This is a genomic window from Paenibacillus cremeus (assembly GCF_007786445.1).
In the GTDB taxonomy this organism is placed as follows: Bacteria; Bacillota; Bacilli; order Paenibacillales; family NBRC-103111; genus Paenibacillus_G; species Paenibacillus_G cremeus.
This window is the reverse complement of record NZ_VNJI01000020.1, coordinates 54128-72197: the sequence shown is the minus strand read 5'-3', so window position 1 is coordinate 72197 and position 18070 is coordinate 54128. Positions and strand designations below refer to the sequence as shown.

Sequence of the window (18070 nt, the reverse complement as noted above, 5' to 3'; positions counted from 1 at the left end):
ATTTCACCACCATGATGCGAACATATATTCTTATTATATATTATATACCGAACATAGGTTCGTTATGCAAGTGAATATTTTTGAATACAAAAAAACCACGACGATGGTATTATCCAACCTCGCCGTGGTCTGTTTTGATTTATTAGCTGCTGATCGGGTAGGTGAAGTGATACTGACCTGATCCAAGCACCAGCCGCACGCCTTGGTCGGTCGTCTCCGCAAGCCGCACCCCTTCAGCGTTTATCGCCGGGGAGCCGCTTTCCAGCAAGCCCTCCGTCCGGGCGTCCGGCAGCAGAACGCTGGCGTTCGTATTCGGCGGCACCGTGACTTTAACCTCCAAGGTCCCACCCTCCAGCTGCCGCCAAGAAGAGCCGATCTCGCCGTACATCGACTCCATACGGGCTTCCGCCCAAGTGAGTCCCGGACTGACGTGAGGCCGAACAAGGAACTGCTTGTAGCCCGGCCCGGCCTCATCCGCCTGAATACCGGCCACATAACGGTACAGCCAGTCGCCGATCGAGCCGTAGGCGTAATGGTTGAAGGAGTTCATATCCCGGCTCCAGAAGCTGCCGTCCTCCTTGATGCCGTCCCAATGCTCCCAGATCGTCGTCGCGCCCTTCGTAATCTGATACAGCCACGAAGGATAATCCGTTTGAAACAGCAGCTTGCAGGCGACATCGTGGTGGCCGTTCTCGCTCAGCACCAGGTTCAAGTACGGCGTGCCGACAAACCCGGTCGTCAGATGCGTCTTGCTCTCCTCCAGCAGCGCCAGCAGCTTGTTGACCGCACGGTCTCTCGCCGCTCCTTGGACGAGTCCGAACATGAGCGCCAAGACGTTAGCCGTCTGCGTCGGAACGGACAGCCGTCCGGATGGCGTCACGAACTCCTCCGTGAACGCCTCTACGATCCGGCCCAGCAGCCGCTCGTACTCGCTCGCATCCTCCTCCTTGCCGAGCACCTTAGCGGTTTTCACCAGCAGCGACGTAGAGTAGGCATAGAACGCAGTGGCGATGAAATCCCGGTCGGTAGCGCCAATATACGTATCCGGCTTCGAATCCAGCCCCAGCCAATCGCCGAAATGAAAGCCGGTGTTCCACAGGTACGGATCAACGCCCTGGCTGCGAATGTAGCCGATCCAGGCTTTCATGCTTTCGTACTGCTCCTCCAAAATGCGCGTATCCCCATAGCTCAGGTAGAGCGTCCATGGGCAGATGACGGCGGCGTCGCCCCAGGCAGCGGAGGAATGCCGGCTGGCCGGATCGATCTTGGACAGCACATCCGGTATAACAAATGGAACCCCGCCGTTATCGAGCTGATCCGCCTTCAAATCCCGCAGCCACTTGGTGAAAAACGGCGCGACATTCATCAGAAACGAAGCCGTGCTGATAAACATTTGCGCATCCCCGGTCCAGCCAAGGCGCTCGTCGCGCTGCGGGCAGTCGGTCGGCACATCGAGAAAATTGCCCTTTTGCCCCCAGAGGATGTTATGCTGCAGCTGGTTGACCAGAGCATCGGAGCAGGCAAAATGGCCCGTTCGCTCCATCGCCGAATGCAGCACGACACCGGTAAAGTCGTCCAACCGGACGTCATCGCCAAAGCCGCTCAGCTTGACATATCTGAAGCCTTGGAACGTAAAACGCGGCTCGTACGTCTCTTCCTGCTCCGATCCTATAATGTACCGCACATACTGCTTAGCGCTGCGCAAGTTGTCGGTGTAAAAGTTGCCTTCGTGGTCCAATACTTCCGCATGCTCCAAGCCGACTTCCTGACCGGCTGTGCCCCGAACCGTAAACCGAACCCAGCCGACCATGTTTTGCCCGAAATCGAGCACCGTTTCGCCTTTAGGGGTTGTGATCAAGGCAATCGGCTTCAGCGCCTCTGCTTTCTGGACAGGCACGTTCTCCTGAGCGATGATAATCGACTTGTCGATCGAAAACGCAGTCGCATTCCCCCACTCGCTGTCGTTAAACGAAGACAGGCTCCAGCCCGGTGTTTCCAGACGCGCGTCGTACGTCTCCCCGTGATAAATCTCGGACATGAGGATCGGGCTCCCCGCCGTTTTCCACTGTTCATCCGAGACGATCACATCCTCCCGCCTGTCGGTATAGGTCACGTGGAGCTGCACCAGCAGGGCCGTTTGATCGCCGTACAGCTGCTTTTTATCCTTCCAGCCAAGGAAGCCTCCGTACCACCCGTTGCCAAGCACCGCACCGATCGCATTCGCCCCGTTTTGCAGCAGGCTCGTCACATCGTAAGTCTGGTACTGCAGCCGATGCTCATAGCTGGTCCATCCCGGGGTAAAATAGCTGTCCCCGACCCGCTGCCCGTTCAGCTCGAGTTCGTATACACCGAGGGCGGTAGCATACAGTCTAGCCGACTGAATAGCGCCGCTGACCTGAAAGGTCCGTCGAAGGTATGGACATGGCTCCTCTGCTATCCCGCTTCCAGCGGGCACACCGATCCACTGCGCCTGCCACGCCGAGTGCTGAAGCAGCCCTGACTCCCAATACGCCGGAGCCGACCAACCGGAGCAAGCCCCCTGTCCATCCCAGGCCTGGACCTGGTAGTAATAACGTGTGCGCGGCTGAATCGTCAGCTCCGTTAATGCGATATGGACCGACTGCTCCGACTCCACGCGTCCCGAATCCCAGATCGCGTCCCCTTCCGGCGAGCCTTCCTTCACTTGAATTTGATACGCAGACTGCACCACACCCCGGCGATCCGAGCGGAGCTGCCAGCTGATTCTGGGATGCGCCACATCCAGGCCCAGCGGATTGTCCAAATATTCACAACGAAGCTTCGTCACTTCCAACATGCCAGCCACAACCTTTCACATAGTTCATTCGAGCATTATCGAGTATAATTATATTGGAAAACGGTTTCACTCAGTCCTTGTAAAAGCGACATCCGATCCCGGCAAACACGCCAAAATGAACGAACTAACGCGAGGTGCACCTGGCATGAAACGACCGCAGCAAACCTTAACGGCTGAGCGGGTTTTCGGCAGCAGCTTCCATATTTATGTCAACCGGGCGGTGGAGGACTTCGACCTGCCGCTTCACTCGCACGATTTTATTGAATTCGCCTATGTCGCTGAAGGCAAAGGGTTTCATCACATGGAAAACCAAGTCGAGACCGCGAAAAAAGGCCAGCTGTTCATCATTCCGCTGGGCATCTCCCATGTGTTCCGGCCCAGCTCCGCCGATGCGCAAAAAAACCCGCTCGTCGTCTACAATTGCGTCTTTACGCCACAGGCCTTGGATCAAGTGGCCGTCCTGATCGACGATCCGCACATTACTGAGCAGGTGAACCGACTTAAGGGAGCTTCGCTCTCCCCTTCTTCCATCATGGACGCGACCGGCGCAATGGAGCCGCTCTTCGTGAAGCTTCATCAAGAGTACGCGCTCACCCGGACAGGCTCCCACACCTACCTGTACGCGCTTCTTCTACAGCTGATCGTCGAGGCCTATCGCCTTCAGCATGAGCTCCCAACCCTATCCGTTTCGAGCGAAGGCGCAGCTCATTTCTCTCATGTGCTTCACTATGTAGACCGACATTACGGCGATGACCTCACGCTAAGCGACCTGGCAGAACGATGCCAATGGAGCGAGCGCCATCTGCAGCGGCTGTTCAAGCAGCACACCGGCCAGACCTTCCGCAGCTACCTGCAAAATGTCCGCATCCACCATAGCTGCCACGCCCTCCGCACCACGCAGCACAAAATCAGCTCGATCGCCATCAGCGTCGGGTACAAGGACATCGACTCCTTTATCGGCGTCTTCAAACGGATCGTCGGCGTCAGCCCGCAGACGTACCGCCGGCAGTTCCTGATCTGACCTGGGGGCTACCTCCACCTAAAGAACCGCATAAAAAAAAGAGCATGCCCGCATCAGCGGAACATGCCCCACAGTTTGATCAAGTGAAACGTATTGTTCGGATCAATTTTTTGCGCGATGACGAAATTGACCAGCTGCTCGGTTTGCTGCTCCGTGACCTTCTCCCCGAGCACCTTAGTCAGCATCCCGACAAAGCGGCGCACCTTAACGCGGTCCTGCAGATCGTACTTGGTGACACCTTGCAAAATCATTTTTACCCGTTCCTTCGTCTCGGGATTTTTCATCTTCAGCTTAATCCGCTCCACTTGCGCAGGATCAAACCCATACTTGGTATAGCTCATGCCCCGCACCTCCTCTGTGCAGCGCACCGGACGAGCCGACGCCTGCTGCATCCGTTTGGACAGATGTCACACAGTAAAGTCTATGACGGAGTGCTTGGCCATGTGTACCTATTTCTTTTAATCGAGCAGCTCGCTATTAAAAATGTGCTCCCGCTGCAAATACTGCTTCAGCGGCATAAAGACGGCCTCCGTCCAGAAGTCGGAGCGGCCTACCAGCGCCGCGGCATCGTCGCGCGCCTGCTCCATCACCTCAAAATCGGTGACCATATCGGCGATCCGGAACTCCGGTGCACCGCTCTGCTTCGTGCCGAAGAAGTCGCCCGGCCCCCGCAGCTCGAGGTCACGCCGCGCGATTTCGAAGCCGTCGTTCGTGTCCGTCATCGCCTTCATGCGCTCTTTCCCCACCTCATTCTTCGGGTCGGCAATGAGCACGCAGTAGGATTGATGCTCTCCTCGCCCGACCCGTCCGCGCAGCTGATGCAGCTGCGATAAGCCGAAGCGGTCCGCATCGTAGACGATCATCAGCGTCGAATTCGGCACGTCCACCCCGACCTCGATGACCGTGGTGGAAACCAGCACATGCACGCGGCCGGCGCTGAATTCCCGCATCACTTCGTCCTTTTCGCCCGGCGTCATGCGCCCATGCAGCAATCCGACCCGATACTGCGGAAATTCGAATTGAAGCTGCGCATGCACATCAATGGCGTTCTGCACGTCGAGCTTCTCCGACTCCTCGATCAGCGGACAAATCACGTACGCCTGCCGCCCTGCGGCCACCTCGCGCCCGATGAAGCCCATCACCCGCTCCAGCATGTTCGGCGTTACGGAGTAGGTTTTGATCGGCTTGCGGCCTTTCGGAAGCTCGCGAAGCGTGGATACGTCCATATCGCCGAAGGCGGTAATGGCGAGCGTCCTCGGAATCGGTGTCGCCGTCATCGTCAGAATGTCGGGGTTCATCCCCTTCTGACGCAGGACACTGCGCTGCTGTACGCCGAACCGATGCTGCTCATCCGTCACGACGAGCCCGAGCTTGCGGAAGAACACATCCTCCTGAATGAGCGCATGCGTGCCGATCACGACATCGACCATCCCCATCTGCAGCGAAGCCAGCACGTCCCGGCGCTGACGGTCCGTCAAGCTTCCGGTGAGCAGCGCGGTCTGAATGCCGTACGGCTCAAACAGCCGGTCCAGCGACCGCTTATGCTGCTCGGCGAGAATTTCCGTCGGCACCATGAGCGCGCCTTGGTAGCCGGCCTTCACGACGGCAAACAGCGCCGCGGCGGCGACAACCGTTTTGCCGGCGCCTACATCGCCCTGCAGCAGGCGGTTCATACAGTGCGGCCGCTGCAGATCCTGCAAAATTTCGGCCAGCACGTTTTTTTGCGACTCCGTCAGCGTAAAGGGAAGCGCACGCACGAAGGCACGTACGCCGGGCAGATCGACCGGATGCGCCACCCCATCCGCGCGGGAGTGATTGAGCGCGCGGTACGCCTGCATCTTGAGCTGGAACAAGAACAGCTCCTCATACACCATGCGGCGCCTAGCCCGCTGCCCCTGCTCCATCGAGCCAGGCATATGCAGCAAGGTTACCGCATGCTTCCGCGGCAGCAAATCGTATTTGCGCAGCAGCTCTGGAGGCAGCACCTCCGGAATCAGCTCCGTGAACTGCAGCAGCGCCTGCTGCATCGTCTGGCGAATCCACTTCTGCGTAATGGAGCCGGTGATCGAATACACCGGCTGCAGCGTGCCGATCTGAGACGCTCCCTTGCCGGGAAACTCCACTTCGGATACGGTCAGCTGCAGTCGTTTCAAATCCCATTTTCCCGTCAGTACAATGTCCGCGCCCGCCGTCAGCTTCTCCTTCAAGAAGTGCCGGTTAAACCATACGGCGGAAATGAACAGGTTGTCCACCACGATTTTGCAAAGCATGCGCGACTTGGTGCGTCCATACATCTGCACCTGCGGCAGTCCCGCAATCGTTCCTTGCACCGTGATCTTGTCCCCGTCCTTCACCTGCGTCAAATCGCGAAGCGTGTAGTCCTCGTAGCGGAAAGGATAATAATCAAGGAGCTCACCCACACTCGAAATGCCGAGCGCGAGCAGCTCCTCGGGCTTCTTGCCTTTGACGCCGGACACCTTCGTGACCGGAAGCGAATACAAATCGACCGTCATCTAAACGGGCACCGCTATCGCCGCTACGGTTCCGGGTCCTGCATGGGTGCCGATGACCGGCCCCAGGTGCGTGTAATGCACATCCCGCACCTCAAACTGAGCGCGAAGCAGCGACAACAGATCCTCCGCCAGCTCGCGATCAGTGGAATAAAGCATCGTTACATGAAGCGCCTGACCGGCGAAGTCTTGCTGGAACAGCTCGATGATACGATTCATCGCTTTCTTCTGCCCGCGCACTTTATCGACGGAGTACACTTCGCCCTCCTCCGTAATTGAAAGAATCGGCTTGATGTTCAACAGGGAGCCGACGAGCGCCGCTGCTTTTCCGATCCGGCCGCCCTTTTGCAAATTCTCCAACGAATCCACCAAAAAGTACAGCCTCATATCCTTGCGAAGAGAAGCGATCAGCGCCAAAATCTCTTCTTTACTCTTCCCTTGCCGAGCCGCCTCTGCGGCAGCAACGGCCAAATAGCCGATGCCGTAGGACGCCGATTTGGAATCGACGACGGTCACATCCGCCTCCTCGATCATCGATCGGGCCAGCACCGCCGATTGGTACGTTCCGCTCAGCGCGGACGACAGATGGATCGAGATGATCGGTCCATCGCCTTCTTCGGCCAGCTGTTTGTACGTTTCCAGAAACTCCACCGGCGAGGGCTGCGAAGTCGTCGGCAGCGAGCCCTTCGACTCCGCCAGCCGGACATAGAACTCATCCGGCATCATATCCACCGCGTCGCGGTAAACCTCCGAGCCAAACAGCACCTTGAGCGGCACCATGGCAATCCCGTATTTCTCCCTCAGCTCCGGCGAAATATCCGCCGTGCTATCCGTTACAATTCGAACCTGTTTCAATAAGGTTCACCCCATTTTCCAACATTGAGCGTCGTGCCGTTACTCTATTTTATTCCGCGGAGATGATGTAGTAGTACAGCGGTTGACCGCCTTCATGTACTTCTACTTCCACATCCTCGAAGGTCTGCTCGATGTGATCCACCAGCGTCTCCGTTTGCGCAGGATCGGCGTCCTCTCCCGTGTACAGCGTCACGATCTCCGCCCCGCTCTCCAGGAGGCTAGCCACCAGCTTCTTGCAGGAGTCAAGCAAATCCGGTTCCGCAGATACGATTTTACTATTATGAATACCGATATAATCGCCTTGCTTAATCTCGATGCCATCCATTTGGGTATCGCGCACCGCGTAGGTCACTTGACCGGCCTGCACCTGCTGCAGCACCTGCTGCATCTCGTCCGCGTTGTCGTCCGGCGCCGCGGTTTCTTGGAATGCGATCACTGCGGCAATGCCTTGCGGGATCGATTTGCTCGGGATCACGATCACTTGCTTGTCTTCCACAAGCTCCACCGCTTGCTGAGCGGCCAAAATAATATTCGAATTGTTCGGAAGCACAAAGACCGTCTTCGCGTTCACTTCCGCAATCGCCTTGACGATATCCTCCGTGCTCGGATTCATCGTCTGGCCGCCGAACAGCACTTGATCGACGCCCAAGCTTTTGAAAATACCGGAGATCCCTTCCCCGACCGAGACTGCTACAAATCCGTACGGCTTGCGGTCCACCTGCGGTGCAGCCGGGGCTCCAGCGCTTACAGAAGCCTTCGCCTCTTCTGCTTCCTCCATTAAGATGTGAGAATGCTGGTCGCGCATATTTTCAATCTTGATGCGGCTCAGATCGCCGAACTTCTGCGCCAGATTCATGACCGTCCCTGGGTATTCGGCATGGATATGCACCTTGACCAAGTCTTCATCGGCCACCACCAAGAGCGAATCGCCCATCGCAGACAGCTCCTCGCGGAAGCTCCGCTCATTGAAAGCGCGGCTGCCAGGCTTCAGTGTCACGATAAATTCGGTGCAGTAGCCAAACTCGATGTCCTCGGTAGCGAGCTTCGCTTGAGCACGCGTAGGCTCCCCATGTCCATGTCCATGCGCACTTGCATGCGGATGCGCCTGCGCGGATATCGGGGCTTCTTCCGCCGGGTCCTGTACGATCGCTCCGAGCGCCGCATACGGGACTTGAGCGGGGACGTGCTCTTCCCCTCCGGATTGCATCGCCGAAACAAAGCCTTCATATATATAAACAAGCCCTTGACCGCCCGAGTCAACCACTCCGACCTGCTTCAAAATGGGCAGCATGTCCTGCGTTTTAGCCAATGCTTCTTGTGCTTTCGTTAACACCTCCGCCATGACGGCGTTCACATTCGTCTGCCGCTTGGCAGTCGTAACCCCCTGCTTCGCCGCTTCCTTCGCGACGGTCAGGATCGTCCCCTCCACCGGCTTGACGACGGCCTTGTAGGCCATGTCCACACCGCTTTGGAATGCCGCAGCCAACTGCTGGGCGTTCGCCGACTCCAGTTCCGTCACCGCCTTGGAAAAACCGCGAAACAGCTGCGACAAGATGACGCCCGAATTGCCCCGCGCGCCCATTAACAGTCCTTTTGCCAGCGCCTCGGCCGCTTTTCCCAGATGCTCGGACGGACGACGGCGAAGCTCCTCCACTCCAGAGGTTAAAGTCAGATTCATGTTCGTTCCCGTATCCCCATCCGGCACCGGAAAAACGTTGAGTGCGTTGACCTTATCCACGTTTCTTTGTAGGGCGGCGGCACCAGCCTCCACCATCAGGATAAAATCACGACCGTTAATTTCATTTAAGCGCTTACTCAAAAACACCATTCCCCTTCCTGCAATTGCCCCTGTTCGAGACGTGCCCAGCCAAGCCAGCAACCGGTATTCCCGGCTGACAGGCCGCTGTTATTGCGTTACACGTACGCCTTGAACGAAAATATTCACTGTGTCGACCTGAAGACCTGCCACATCTTTGAGCATGTATTTTACCTTGGATTGCACATTGTGTGCAACAACGGATATTTTCGTACCATAGCTGACGACAATATATAAATCGATGGTCAATACGCCTTGCTCATCCCGATGCACCTCTACGCCGCGGCTCAAATTGTCCCGACGCAGCAGCTCGGCGATCCCGTCCTTCAGTTGGTTCCGCGAGGCCATACCTACGAGTCCATAACAATCCAATGCGGCGGAGCCAGCAAGCACAGAAATCACTTCATCCGTAACAAAAACTTTGCCATATTCTGTAGACAGTTCAATAGCCATCTCCATACAGCTCCTTCGATATAGATTAGGATGGACTATTTTTCATTGTACTATAGATAAGTCGAGAAATAAATAAAATTGGTGAACAGTGGAGAAAATCCCATGTTCCGCGTTGACGGGGCTAATTGGGCTGTGATATGATATTTGAGTGTGTTTTCAAAGTGATCACGAAACATGTGAGTTATCGAAGACGGAACGTCGTCGGAGCTTTAAGGAGGTGTAACAATGTCCCGCAAATGTTTTATTACTGGTAAAGGTCCAGGTACTGGCAACCACGTTTCCCACGCGAACAACAAGGCGAAGCGTACTTGGGGAGTAAACGTGCAAAAAGTCCGCATTCTGGTGGACGGAAAGCCGAAGCGTGTTTGGGTAAGCACCAAAGCGTTGAAATCCGGAAAAGTAACTCGCGTATAATCAGCGGACGCACATGCGATCGCAGACAAAAAGCACCTGCTACAGGTGCTTTTTTAGTTGGTTTCTTCGCATCAACCTTGACAAACGCGCGCTCGTCCCCGGGACGACGGAGACGTTTATCCCCTGGTTTTTGGCGGATGCCTAAGTATGAACACGCACACCTTCAGTTTTTGCTGAATGTATTAAGTACGGCCTTGACAAATCCACCTAAAAATTTAGGAAGCTTAATCGTGTAAAATTTCATTCGTCATCCTCCTCCTTCCGGCTTCGCTTGATGCCAAACCACCCTCGTCAGTCAAAGCAAAACCATTTCCTTTAAACACATCCTTATTCTATTCCGCTCGGATCCAAAACGTTCCTTTCCCGCTGCAGATGATCCTCCGAGCGATAGAGACACTCCCAAATCATTGTTACAATGTATGAACCGGCAGGGGGGATTATTCTTCCTTTTGGCTTTCGGCCGCAACAAAAAAAGACCGCGATATAGGGACTGTTGACAAAGTCCTTAGCTAAATAAAATGCTGATGATTCACTACAATATATAGTGGATCATCAGCGTTTTTAATTCCATATATTGTATCACCAAGAGGTGAAGTGCCGTTTGTCAACAGTCCCATATACGCGGCCTGATCTTGAGCCATATGACCTGGCAGTCCTATGCAGCCTGCTGCTGTTGCATGGTGAGATAAATCGCATAGAACACAGCAAAGATGAAATAAAACAGCACCGTGGTAACGACGAACGCAATGCGCATGCTTCGCGTTTCATACCGTTTAAAGAACTGAATTCCGACATATAAAGCGCCCAAGGAAAAAAGATACTTCAATAAGTCCTGAATTTGCGAGAACAAGGTGAGCATACCTGCGCACAGCAAGCTAAATCCGATCACAACCAGCGTCCGCATCTCGTCTTATCCCCCTTCGCCCCGAAGGCTTCGAATCGCACGTGCCCGATCCGCTTGATTGAATACCGCATTGCCGGCGACCAGCATGTTCGCTCCCGCCTCGATCACCTGCTTAGCCGTCCCTTCGTTGATCCCGCCATCCACCTCGATATCAACGTGCGACAATCCCCGCTCCACAAGCATCTGGCGCAGCGCCTTAATTTTGGGCAGCATGCTTGGGATGAACGCCTGTCCCCCGAAGCCGGGGTTGACCGTCATTAGCAGTACCAGGTCCAGCGACTCGTCCAGCACATGCTCCAAAGTGGAGAGGGGCGTGGCTGGATTCAGCACAACCCCGGCTTTGATCCCTTGTTCCTTAATCAAATGCAGCGTCCGGTGCAAATGCACGCAGGCTTCCACATGGACCGAAATCAGATCGGCGCCCGCCTGGGCAAAAGCAGGAATGTACCGGTCCGGCTGTTCGATCATCAGATGGACATCGAGCGGCAGCCGGGTTTTGGGACGAATGGCTTCGACCACCAGCGGCCCAATCGTAATATTCGGAACAAACTGGCCGTCCATGACGTCCACATGAATCCAATCCGCTCCGCCGCGTTCCACGTCGGCAATCTCTTGCCCCAGTACGGAGAAGTCGGCGGATAAAATCGAAGGAGCAATCCGCAGCATGTCAGTACCTCCTCTTCTTGTCTCGGATTTCCCCTAAAAATTGCAAATACGAAGCAAAGCGCGAGGCAGCGATCTGCCCCTCCTCCTGAGCCTCCCGTACCTTACAGTCCGGCTCGTGCAGGTGCAAGCAGCCCCGGAAGCGGCACTGCTCGGCATACGGAGCAAACTCCCGGAAGCAGGCGCTAAGCCCCTCGGCGTCGACCTGCAGGAAGTCCAACTGGCTGAAGCCCGGGGTATCGGCGACGACCCCACCATTCTGCAGCCGGATCAACTCCACATGGCGCGTCGTATGCTTGCCGCGGCCCAGCTTCATGCTGATCTGGTTCGTCTCCAGCTGCAGCCCGGGCACCATGGCGTTCAGAAGCGACGATTTCCCTACGCCCGATTGTCCGGCAAACACGCTGATGCGCCCTGCCAGCCGGTCGAGAACCGAGGTCACGCCGATGCCTTCTTTGGCACTGGTCACCGTGAGGGAATAGCCGATCGATTCATACAGGCGAATCGCCTCGTCGAGGCTCACCGTCGACTCCCCCGACTCGGCACCGTCCACGTCCTTCGTCAGGTCATGCTTGGTCAAGCAAATATGCGTTTCCAGACCAGCACTCTCTGTGTGCACCAGAAACTTATCCAGCAGCGGCAAATTGAGCGCCGGCTCGTCGATGGAGAACACGAGCACGGCCAGATCCACATTGGCAATCGGCGGCCGAATCAGCTCCACGGTCCGGGGCAGGATCTCATCGACCGTGCCTTCTCCGTTTTCCGTCAGCTCATACACCACTCGATCACCGACCAAGGGGGAAATGCCGCGTTTTTTGAAAATACCGCGCGCGCGGCACTGGATGGAGTCGGTCGATTGCCCGTCCTCCGAGAGAACATAGTAATATCCGCTTAATGCCTTAACGATTAACCCGGTTGGCATTTATCCGCTTCTGCCTCCTGTACCTGGTGTAGCGCCGCCCGGACTGCCGGCCGGGGTCTGGCTGCCCCCGGCTCCGCCGCTTGCGGGCGTTACCGGAGGCTTAGTGCCGCCCCCTGTAGTTGCAGGCGGTGGAGTCGGCGTAACCTGACCCGGCGACGGTGTCGGGGACGGCGTTGGTGTTGGGGTCGATCCGCCCGGCGTGCTCGGCGTTCCCGGCGTGATCGGCTTACCGCTCTTTTGCGCCAAATAATCTTGATACGTCACCGTCATAATATCCCCGATATTATTATCGACCTTGATTTGAATCACGGCCTTCTTCTCAGGGGAAACGACCAAATTGACGTCCACATTTTCCGGCTTCGTCACGTTGTTCATCGTCTGATATTCATAATTCTCGTATGCTGCGTCCGTCAAAATAATTTTGATCGTGGATGCCTTGCCTTCCCGCGCCGGCTTTACTTGAACGGGAACCTTCATCGGTCCGGCTTCGTCCGGCAGGCCCGAACTGACAGTCAAGCTAATTTCCGCCCCCGGCGACACGCTGTCGTTCGGCTCATACGGGAACTGCTTGATGACCCGGCCCTTGGACACTTTATAGCTGGCCTCGTAGTTAATGCCGTCTTTCGCCAGCTTCAAGCTGCTCACCAGAATCGTATTCTTGGCTTCCGCCTCGGTCTTGCCGACCAGATTCGGCATCGGAATCGTTTCCTTGCCTTTGCTGACCACGAGCTTGACCGTCGCCGTCGCCGCATCGATATCGTCGTTTGCTAAAGGCGTTTGCGTCATGACCGTATCCGGCTCGACGTCCATGAACTTTTGCTCCACGCTAATATTTTCCGGCTTGATCCCGAGATTCGTCAGAGCAAGCTTCGCTTCCGTCAGCTTCTTCTTGACCACATCCGGCATCTTCTGCTTTTCCGGCCCTTGGCTGACATACAGCTTGATCTTGCTTGGGAGCTTCACCTTAATATCGGATTGGCTTTGCCGGATGACCGTGTCCTTCGGAACGTCCTTCGACGGTTCGTAAGAGACCTCGGAATCGAGCCCTACGTCCTTCAGCTTCTGCTCCGCTTCCGCCAGCGGCAGATTGACAACCTTCGGCACCGTCGCCTCTGGCACCGTCATTTGGGTTTTAGCCCACCCTACGGCATACCACATTCCGCCGAGCAGCACGATCAGGACGATAGCCCAAATGAGCGGCTTGACCCAGCGATTCTTCTTTTTTTCCGGTTGCTCCTCCTCGGGCTCCTCGTCTGAATCCCCCGCCTCGGCGGCGGCAAATTGTCCTGGCCGAAGCGCTGGCATGACCCGTGTCCGCTCCTCGTCCAGTTCATCGTCGTCGACAAAGCTGACCTTGGGCTCATTGCGCCGATTCGGCAGCAGGCACGATTCCAGATCGCTGAGCATCTCCTTGGCCGAGCGGTACCGCTCCGAGGTGCTTTTGCGCATCGCCCGCAGAATGATGTTCTCCACGCTTTGCGGGATCAGCGGATTCACCTTGCGCGGCTCCTCCACGTCCTCCTGCAAATGCTTCAGCGCCACGCTGATCGGGCTTTCGCCGAGAAACGGCAGTCTTCCCGTCAGCATCTGATACATCACAATCCCCAGAGAGTACAGGTCCGATTGCTCACCAGTCGGCGTCCCTTTGGCATGCTCCGGTGAAAAATAATGCACCGACCCGACCACCGAGCCGGTCTGTGTAATGGTTGAAGATGTGACGGCCCGGGCGATCCCGAAATCGGTTACCTTTACACGGCCATTTTTGCCAATCAAAATGTTGTGAGGCTTAATGTCGCGATGGATGATTTGATTGTGATGCGCATGATCGAGGGCATCGCAAATCTGACCGGCGATATGAATCGCTTCCTCCACTTGGAGCGGCGCCTTTTCCTTGATCAGATCATTTAACGTGGTGCCCTCGATATATTCCATCACAATGTAATGCACGTCTTCCTCTTGACCGACGTCATAAATGCTGACTACATTCGGATGGGATAACGAGGCTGCGGCTTGCGCTTCACGGCGAAATCGTTGAATGAATTCCTCGTCGTGCACGTACTGCTGGCGCAGCACCTTCACAGCGATATGCCGATGCAATAAAATATCTAGTCCCTTATACACAATGGCCATGCCGCCGCCGCCGACCCGCTCGATAATCTCGTAACGTCCTCCAAGCTGTCTACCGATCATTCAATCCTCACCTCGCTTCTCCATCGTTATGTAGGTGGCCGCCCTCGACATTAGCGAGCAAAACGACCGTAATATTATCGTCGCCCCCGGCCTCGAGCGCATCATGAACAAGCCGCTGGACCTTAGGCTCCAGCTCCCCGCCGCCTGCGACCTGCTGCACCATCTGCGCCGGCTCAACCAAGTTGCTGAGCCCGTCGCTGCAAATCAGCAGCAGATCGCCGGACTGCCAGTTTATTTGCTGCACGTCCACTTCAATCGTAGGCTCTGTCCCGAGCGCACGCGTCAACACGTTGCGTCTCGGATGATGGATTGCTTCCTCACGGCTGATCTGACCGCTGCGAACGAGCTCATTGACGAGCGAATGGTCCTCCGTAATCTGCTCAATACTCTCGCCGCGAATCAAATACGCCCGGCTGTCGCCAATGTGGCCGATGACCGCATGCTCATCATCCGCCAGCACCGCCACCACCGTCGTGCCCATGCCGTGATAATTGTCCCGCTGGGCCGCAAATTCAAAAATTTTCTCGTTAGCGGTTTCGATCGTTTCCCGCAGCAGCGTTTGCCGCTCCTCCCACGGTACCTCAGGATGGAGAGACTGAAGCCCCTGCTCAATGAGTTCCACCGCCATACTGCTAGCCATGTCCCCGGCTTGATGCCCGCCCATCCCGTCTGCCACGATGGCGAGCGTGAGGCCGCTCAGATTTTCCTGAACGACCGCACGGTCCTCGTTAATCATTCGCACACGCCCGATATCCGTTTGGTAGGCCGCTCTCCGCATCCCTTGTTTCACCTCGCACCCGATTCCATATGCTTCGCCCGTAGCTGCCCGCAAGCGGCGGCAATATCGCTGCCCTGCTCCCGGCGTATCGTGGCGTTGACCTTACCCCGTTCCAATATGCGTTGGAAGGTAAAAATATCGTCCCGCTCCGTGCGCACAAAATTGCGTTCGGACACGAAGTTGACCGGGATCAAATTCACATGCGCATGGGGGAACACCTTCAGCACCTTCGCCAGCTCCTCCGCATGCTCCGGCTGATCGTTCACACCACCCATCAAGGCATATTCGAACGTAATCCGCCGCCCCGTCTTCGCAATGTAGTATTGGCAAGCCTCGATCAGATCCTTGAACGGGAACCTGCGGTTGACCGGCATCAACTTTGAGCGCAGTTCATCGTTCGGCGCATGAATCGAGATAGCCAGGTTAATTTGCGTATCTTCATCCGCAAATCGGTAAATGTTCGGCACGATCCCGCTCGTTGACACCGTAATGTGGCGCTGGCCGATGTTGAGTCCCTTCGGATGAATCATCACCTTGAGGAACTTCATCACCTCATCGTAGTTTTCGAACGGCTCGCCGATCCCCATGATGACGATGCTGCTGACCCGCTCCCCGGTTTGGTCCAGCATTTGCTGCGCCTTCACCACCTGAGCGATGATTTCCCCCGCCGACAGATTCCGCTTCAGTCCGCCTAGCGTCGAGGCGCAAAACGTACAGCCGATCCGGCAGCCCACTTGCGTGGTTACGCAAATGCTGTTGCCGTAGCTATGCTTCATCACGACGGTTTCGATCGCGTTCTTGTCGTTCAGCTCGAACAGAAACTTCACGGTACCGTCCTGCGACCGGTAATGCGCCACTTCCGTCAGCGTCACAAAATCAAACTGACCGACGAGCTTTTCCCGCAGCGACTTGGGCAGGTTCGACATTTGGTCGAAGCTTGAAACTCTTTTCACATACAGCCAATCAAAAATTTGGCCTGCCCGAAAGCCGGCCTCCCCATTGCCTTTAACCCATTCCTGCCAATCCTCCAGCGTCAAATCGTAAACATACGGCTTGCCGTTGTTGACCGGCGCTTTGCTTTTGGGCATGTCCTGTAATTCCATAATCCATATCACAACCTGTTTATATGCTATAGTGCAAAGATGGACCTTTCGCGAACGCTTTCGGCTCGGAAAAGGCCACATCTAGTTTACCACAATCTATGTCATTATGCTCGTTTCAGCGCCTGAATTCAGGCTTTTTATGCATGGCGGCGCTTGAGTCTGGCGATGAAAAATCCGTCGGAGCCAAACTCGTACGGTAAAATTTGCACGAACGCAGGTGCGTCACCGCTTGCCGACTGCTCCGGAACCCGCCTTGGCGGAGCGTCCAGCTCAAACTCGGGATGCCGCTGCAAAAACCCGCGAACCATCTCCTCATTCTCCGCCGCCTCGATGGTGCAAGTGCTGTAGACCAGCACCCCGCCCGGCTTCAGCAGCGGATAAACCGCCTCCAGCAAATCATGCTGAACCACGCAGATGTCAGAGAGCTCCTGCTCGGTTTTCTCCCACTTCATATCCGGCTTGCGCCGGATGACGCCAAGACCGGAGCAAGGTGCGTCCAGCAAAATGCGATCGAAGCTCGCAGGAGGAAAATGCTCCGCCAGCTTGCGGGCATCCGCTGTCAGCGTGCGAATGGACTTTAAGCCGAGCCGCTGCGCCTGGTCGCTAATCAGCTTCTGCTTATGCTCATGTACATCGCAAGCCACGATCTCGCCGCGGTCGCCCATCTTCTCCGCCAGATGCGCCGTCTTCCCGCCAGGCGCGGCGCAGCAATCCAGCACCCGCTCGCCCGGCTGCGGGTCCACCCATTCCGCGACGAGCATCGAGCTCTCGTCTTGCACCGAAAACAGGCCTGACGCATACTCCGGCGTCAGGGCCATATTGCCGCCGCCGCGCACGGTCACGCCGGCGGGGGCGACCTCGGAGGGCTCCGCATCGAGCCCTCCTTGGCGAAGCCGCTCGGCCAGCGCGTCGCGGCCGAGCATCAAGGCGTTCGCGCGCAGGCTGACGCGCGGCGGGGTGTTGTTCGCCGCGCAGATGCGTTCCGCCGTCTGCTCGCCGAACTGGCGGATCCAGCGCCGCACCAGCCATTCGGGGTGCGACTCGGCCAAAGCGATGCGCTGCGCCGCCGGCAAATCGGCGGGCAGCGTAAGCTCCGGCTTACGGCGGATCACACTGCGCAGCACGCCGTTGACCATGCCGGAGATGCCCTGGTGCCCGCGGCGCTTGGCGATGTTGACCGCTTCATTCACCGCAGCATGGTCGGGGATGCGGTCCAAGTAGTACAGCTGATAGAAGCTCAGCCGCAGCAAGGCCCGCACCCAAGGCTCCAGCTTGCGCAGCCCCTTAGTCACAAGCGGCTCCAGAAAGTAGTCAATTGTATTCAGCCGCTGAATCGTGCCGTAGACCAGCTCGGTCGCAAGCCCCGCGTCGGGCTTGTCCAGCTGATGCTTCTGCAGCGTCTGATTCAGCAGCAAGTTGCTGTACGCATGATCCTGCTCGATGCGGACCAGCACGTCCAGCGCGGCTTCCCTAGCCGATGGCGTCCTCTTCTTTGCAGCCGCGGCAGCAGAGACCGGTCCCCTAGCTTTTGATGAGGGACCCCCGCCGCTCTTGGGAGGCCTACCCGTCCGTCGAGCCGGTGCGGCACCTTGATGTTTTCCGTTCGTCACGATATGTCTTATCCTC

At 56.6% G+C, this 18070-nt stretch carries 16 protein-coding genes; 2 read left to right on the top strand and 14 right to left on the bottom strand.

Going from position 1 to position 18070, the window contains the following annotated elements; all coding sequences use genetic code 11:
• Positions 1-142: 142 nt before the first annotated feature.
• A complete protein-coding gene (locus tag FPZ49_RS16980) occupies positions 143-2815 on the bottom strand; it encodes an alpha-L-rhamnosidase (protein ID WP_144848978.1) in 2673 nt (890 codons plus the stop codon).
• 145 nt (positions 2816-2960) lie between these two features.
• Here FPZ49_RS16980 and FPZ49_RS16975 point away from each other — a divergent pair, with 145 nt between their 5' ends.
• The gene (locus FPZ49_RS16975) at positions 2961-3836 is read left to right on the top strand and encodes an AraC family transcriptional regulator (RefSeq protein WP_186445877.1); all 876 of its coding nucleotides are present in this window, start codon (positions 2961-2963) and stop codon (positions 3834-3836) included.
• 53 nt (positions 3837-3889) lie between these two features.
• Here the strand turns inward: FPZ49_RS16975 and FPZ49_RS16970 are convergent, their stop codons facing one another.
• The 5 genes from FPZ49_RS16970 to FPZ49_RS16950 form a co-directional block, all read right to left on the bottom strand.
• Positions 3890-4177: a stage VI sporulation protein F gene (locus FPZ49_RS16970; RefSeq protein WP_144848972.1), complete on the bottom strand. Its 288-nt coding sequence runs from the start codon at positions 4175-4177 to the stop codon at positions 3890-3892.
• Between the two features lie 117 nt (positions 4178-4294).
• Positions 4295-6349 carry an ATP-dependent DNA helicase RecG gene (gene recG / locus FPZ49_RS16965; protein WP_144848969.1) on the bottom strand — a complete coding sequence of 685 codons (2055 nt, stop codon included), beginning with the start codon at positions 6347-6349 and terminating at the stop codon, positions 4295-4297.
• Entirely contained in the window at positions 6350-7201 is an 852-nt protein-coding gene (locus tag FPZ49_RS16960; RefSeq protein ID WP_144848966.1) for a DegV family protein, read from the bottom strand.
• A gap of 49 nt (positions 7202-7250) precedes the next feature.
• Positions 7251-9029 (bottom strand): DAK2 domain-containing protein, encoded by a 1779-nt coding sequence (locus FPZ49_RS16955; protein ID WP_144848963.1) that lies wholly within the window; start codon positions 9027-9029, stop codon positions 7251-7253.
• Positions 9030-9107: 78 nt separating this feature from the next.
• Entirely contained in the window at positions 9108-9470 is a 363-nt protein-coding gene (locus tag FPZ49_RS16950; protein ID WP_144848960.1) for an Asp23/Gls24 family envelope stress response protein, read from the bottom strand.
• 225 nt (positions 9471-9695) lie between these two features.
• Here FPZ49_RS16950 and rpmB point away from each other — a divergent pair, with 225 nt between their 5' ends.
• Positions 9696-9884, top strand: a complete 189-nt coding sequence (rpmB, locus tag FPZ49_RS16945; protein WP_010498258.1) for a 50S ribosomal protein L28 — start codon at positions 9696-9698, stop codon at positions 9882-9884.
• Between the two features lie 163 nt (positions 9885-10047).
• Here rpmB and spoVM read toward each other — a convergent pair whose 3' ends face one another.
• The 8 genes from spoVM to rsmB all read right to left on the bottom strand — a co-directional run bounded on the left by spoVM (position 10048) and on the right by rsmB (position 18054).
• Positions 10048-10128 (bottom strand): stage V sporulation protein SpoVM, encoded by an 81-nt coding sequence (gene spoVM / locus FPZ49_RS16940; protein ID WP_014652194.1) that lies wholly within the window; start codon positions 10126-10128, stop codon positions 10048-10050.
• Positions 10129-10539: 411 nt separating this feature from the next.
• Positions 10540-10788, bottom strand: a complete 249-nt coding sequence (locus FPZ49_RS16935) for a hypothetical protein (RefSeq protein ID WP_144848957.1) — start codon at positions 10786-10788, stop codon at positions 10540-10542.
• 6 nt (positions 10789-10794) lie between these two features.
• Complete coding sequence (rpe, locus tag FPZ49_RS16930) at positions 10795-11454, bottom strand: ribulose-phosphate 3-epimerase (protein ID WP_144848954.1); 660 nt, start codon at positions 11452-11454, stop codon at positions 10795-10797.
• Position 11455: 1 nt separating this feature from the next.
• Entirely contained in the window at positions 11456-12373 is a 918-nt protein-coding gene (gene rsgA / locus FPZ49_RS16925) for a ribosome small subunit-dependent GTPase A (RefSeq protein ID WP_144848951.1), read from the bottom strand.
• Positions 12374-14563 (bottom strand): Stk1 family PASTA domain-containing Ser/Thr kinase, encoded by a 2190-nt coding sequence (pknB, locus tag FPZ49_RS16920; RefSeq protein WP_144848948.1) that lies wholly within the window; start codon positions 14561-14563, stop codon positions 12374-12376.
• Between the two features lie 7 nt (positions 14564-14570).
• Positions 14571-15341 carry a Stp1/IreP family PP2C-type Ser/Thr phosphatase gene (locus FPZ49_RS16915; RefSeq protein ID WP_144848945.1) on the bottom strand — a complete coding sequence of 257 codons (771 nt, stop codon included), beginning with the start codon at positions 15339-15341 and terminating at the stop codon, positions 14571-14573.
• A gap of 8 nt (positions 15342-15349) precedes the next feature.
• Positions 15350-16444, bottom strand: coding sequence for a 23S rRNA (adenine(2503)-C(2))-methyltransferase RlmN (gene rlmN / locus FPZ49_RS16910; protein ID WP_261381458.1), 1095 nt, complete (start codon positions 16442-16444; stop codon positions 15350-15352).
• 137 nt (positions 16445-16581) lie between these two features.
• Positions 16582-18054, bottom strand: a complete 1473-nt coding sequence (gene rsmB, locus FPZ49_RS16905) for a 16S rRNA (cytosine(967)-C(5))-methyltransferase RsmB (protein WP_144848940.1) — start codon at positions 18052-18054, stop codon at positions 16582-16584.
• Positions 18055-18070: the final 16 nt, after the last annotated feature.

Bases quoted from the DNA above. Each gene is read 5' to 3' on its own strand.
- rpmB (WP_010498258.1), top strand. From the start codon at position 9,696: ATGTCCCGCAAATGTTTTATTACTGGTAAAGGTCCAGGTACTGGCAAC.
- FPZ49_RS16980 (WP_144848978.1), bottom strand. From the start codon at position 2,815: ATGTTGGAAGTGACGAAGCTTCGTTGTGAATATTTGGACAATCCGCTG.
- FPZ49_RS16950 (WP_144848960.1), bottom strand. From the start codon at position 9,470: ATGGCTATTGAACTGTCTACAGAATATGGCAAAGTTTTTGTTACGGAT.
- recG (WP_144848969.1), bottom strand. From the start codon at position 6,349: ATGACGGTCGATTTGTATTCGCTTCCGGTCACGAAGGTGTCCGGCGTC.
- rpe (WP_144848954.1), bottom strand. From the start codon at position 11,454: ATGCTGCGGATTGCTCCTTCGATTTTATCCGCCGACTTCTCCGTACTG.
- FPZ49_RS16970 (WP_144848972.1), bottom strand. From the start codon at position 4,177: ATGAGCTATACCAAGTATGGGTTTGATCCTGCGCAAGTGGAGCGGATT.
- rlmN (WP_261381458.1), bottom strand. From the start codon at position 16,444: ATGGAATTACAGGACATGCCCAAAAGCAAAGCGCCGGTCAACAACGGC.
- FPZ49_RS16975 (WP_186445877.1), top strand. From the start codon at position 2,961: ATGAAACGACCGCAGCAAACCTTAACGGCTGAGCGGGTTTTCGGCAGC.
- spoVM (WP_014652194.1), bottom strand. From the start codon at position 10,128: ATGAAATTTTACACGATTAAGCTTCCTAAATTTTTAGGTGGATTTGTC.
- FPZ49_RS16915 (WP_144848945.1), bottom strand. From the start codon at position 15,341: ATGCGGAGAGCGGCCTACCAAACGGATATCGGGCGTGTGCGAATGATT.
- FPZ49_RS16955 (WP_144848963.1), bottom strand. From the start codon at position 9,029: ATGGTGTTTTTGAGTAAGCGCTTAAATGAAATTAACGGTCGTGATTTT.
- FPZ49_RS16935 (WP_144848957.1), bottom strand. From the start codon at position 10,788: ATGCGGACGCTGGTTGTGATCGGATTTAGCTTGCTGTGCGCAGGTATG.
- pknB (WP_144848948.1), bottom strand. From the start codon at position 14,563: ATGATCGGTAGACAGCTTGGAGGACGTTACGAGATTATCGAGCGGGTC.
- rsgA (WP_144848951.1), bottom strand. From the start codon at position 12,373: ATGCCAACCGGGTTAATCGTTAAGGCATTAAGCGGATATTACTATGTT.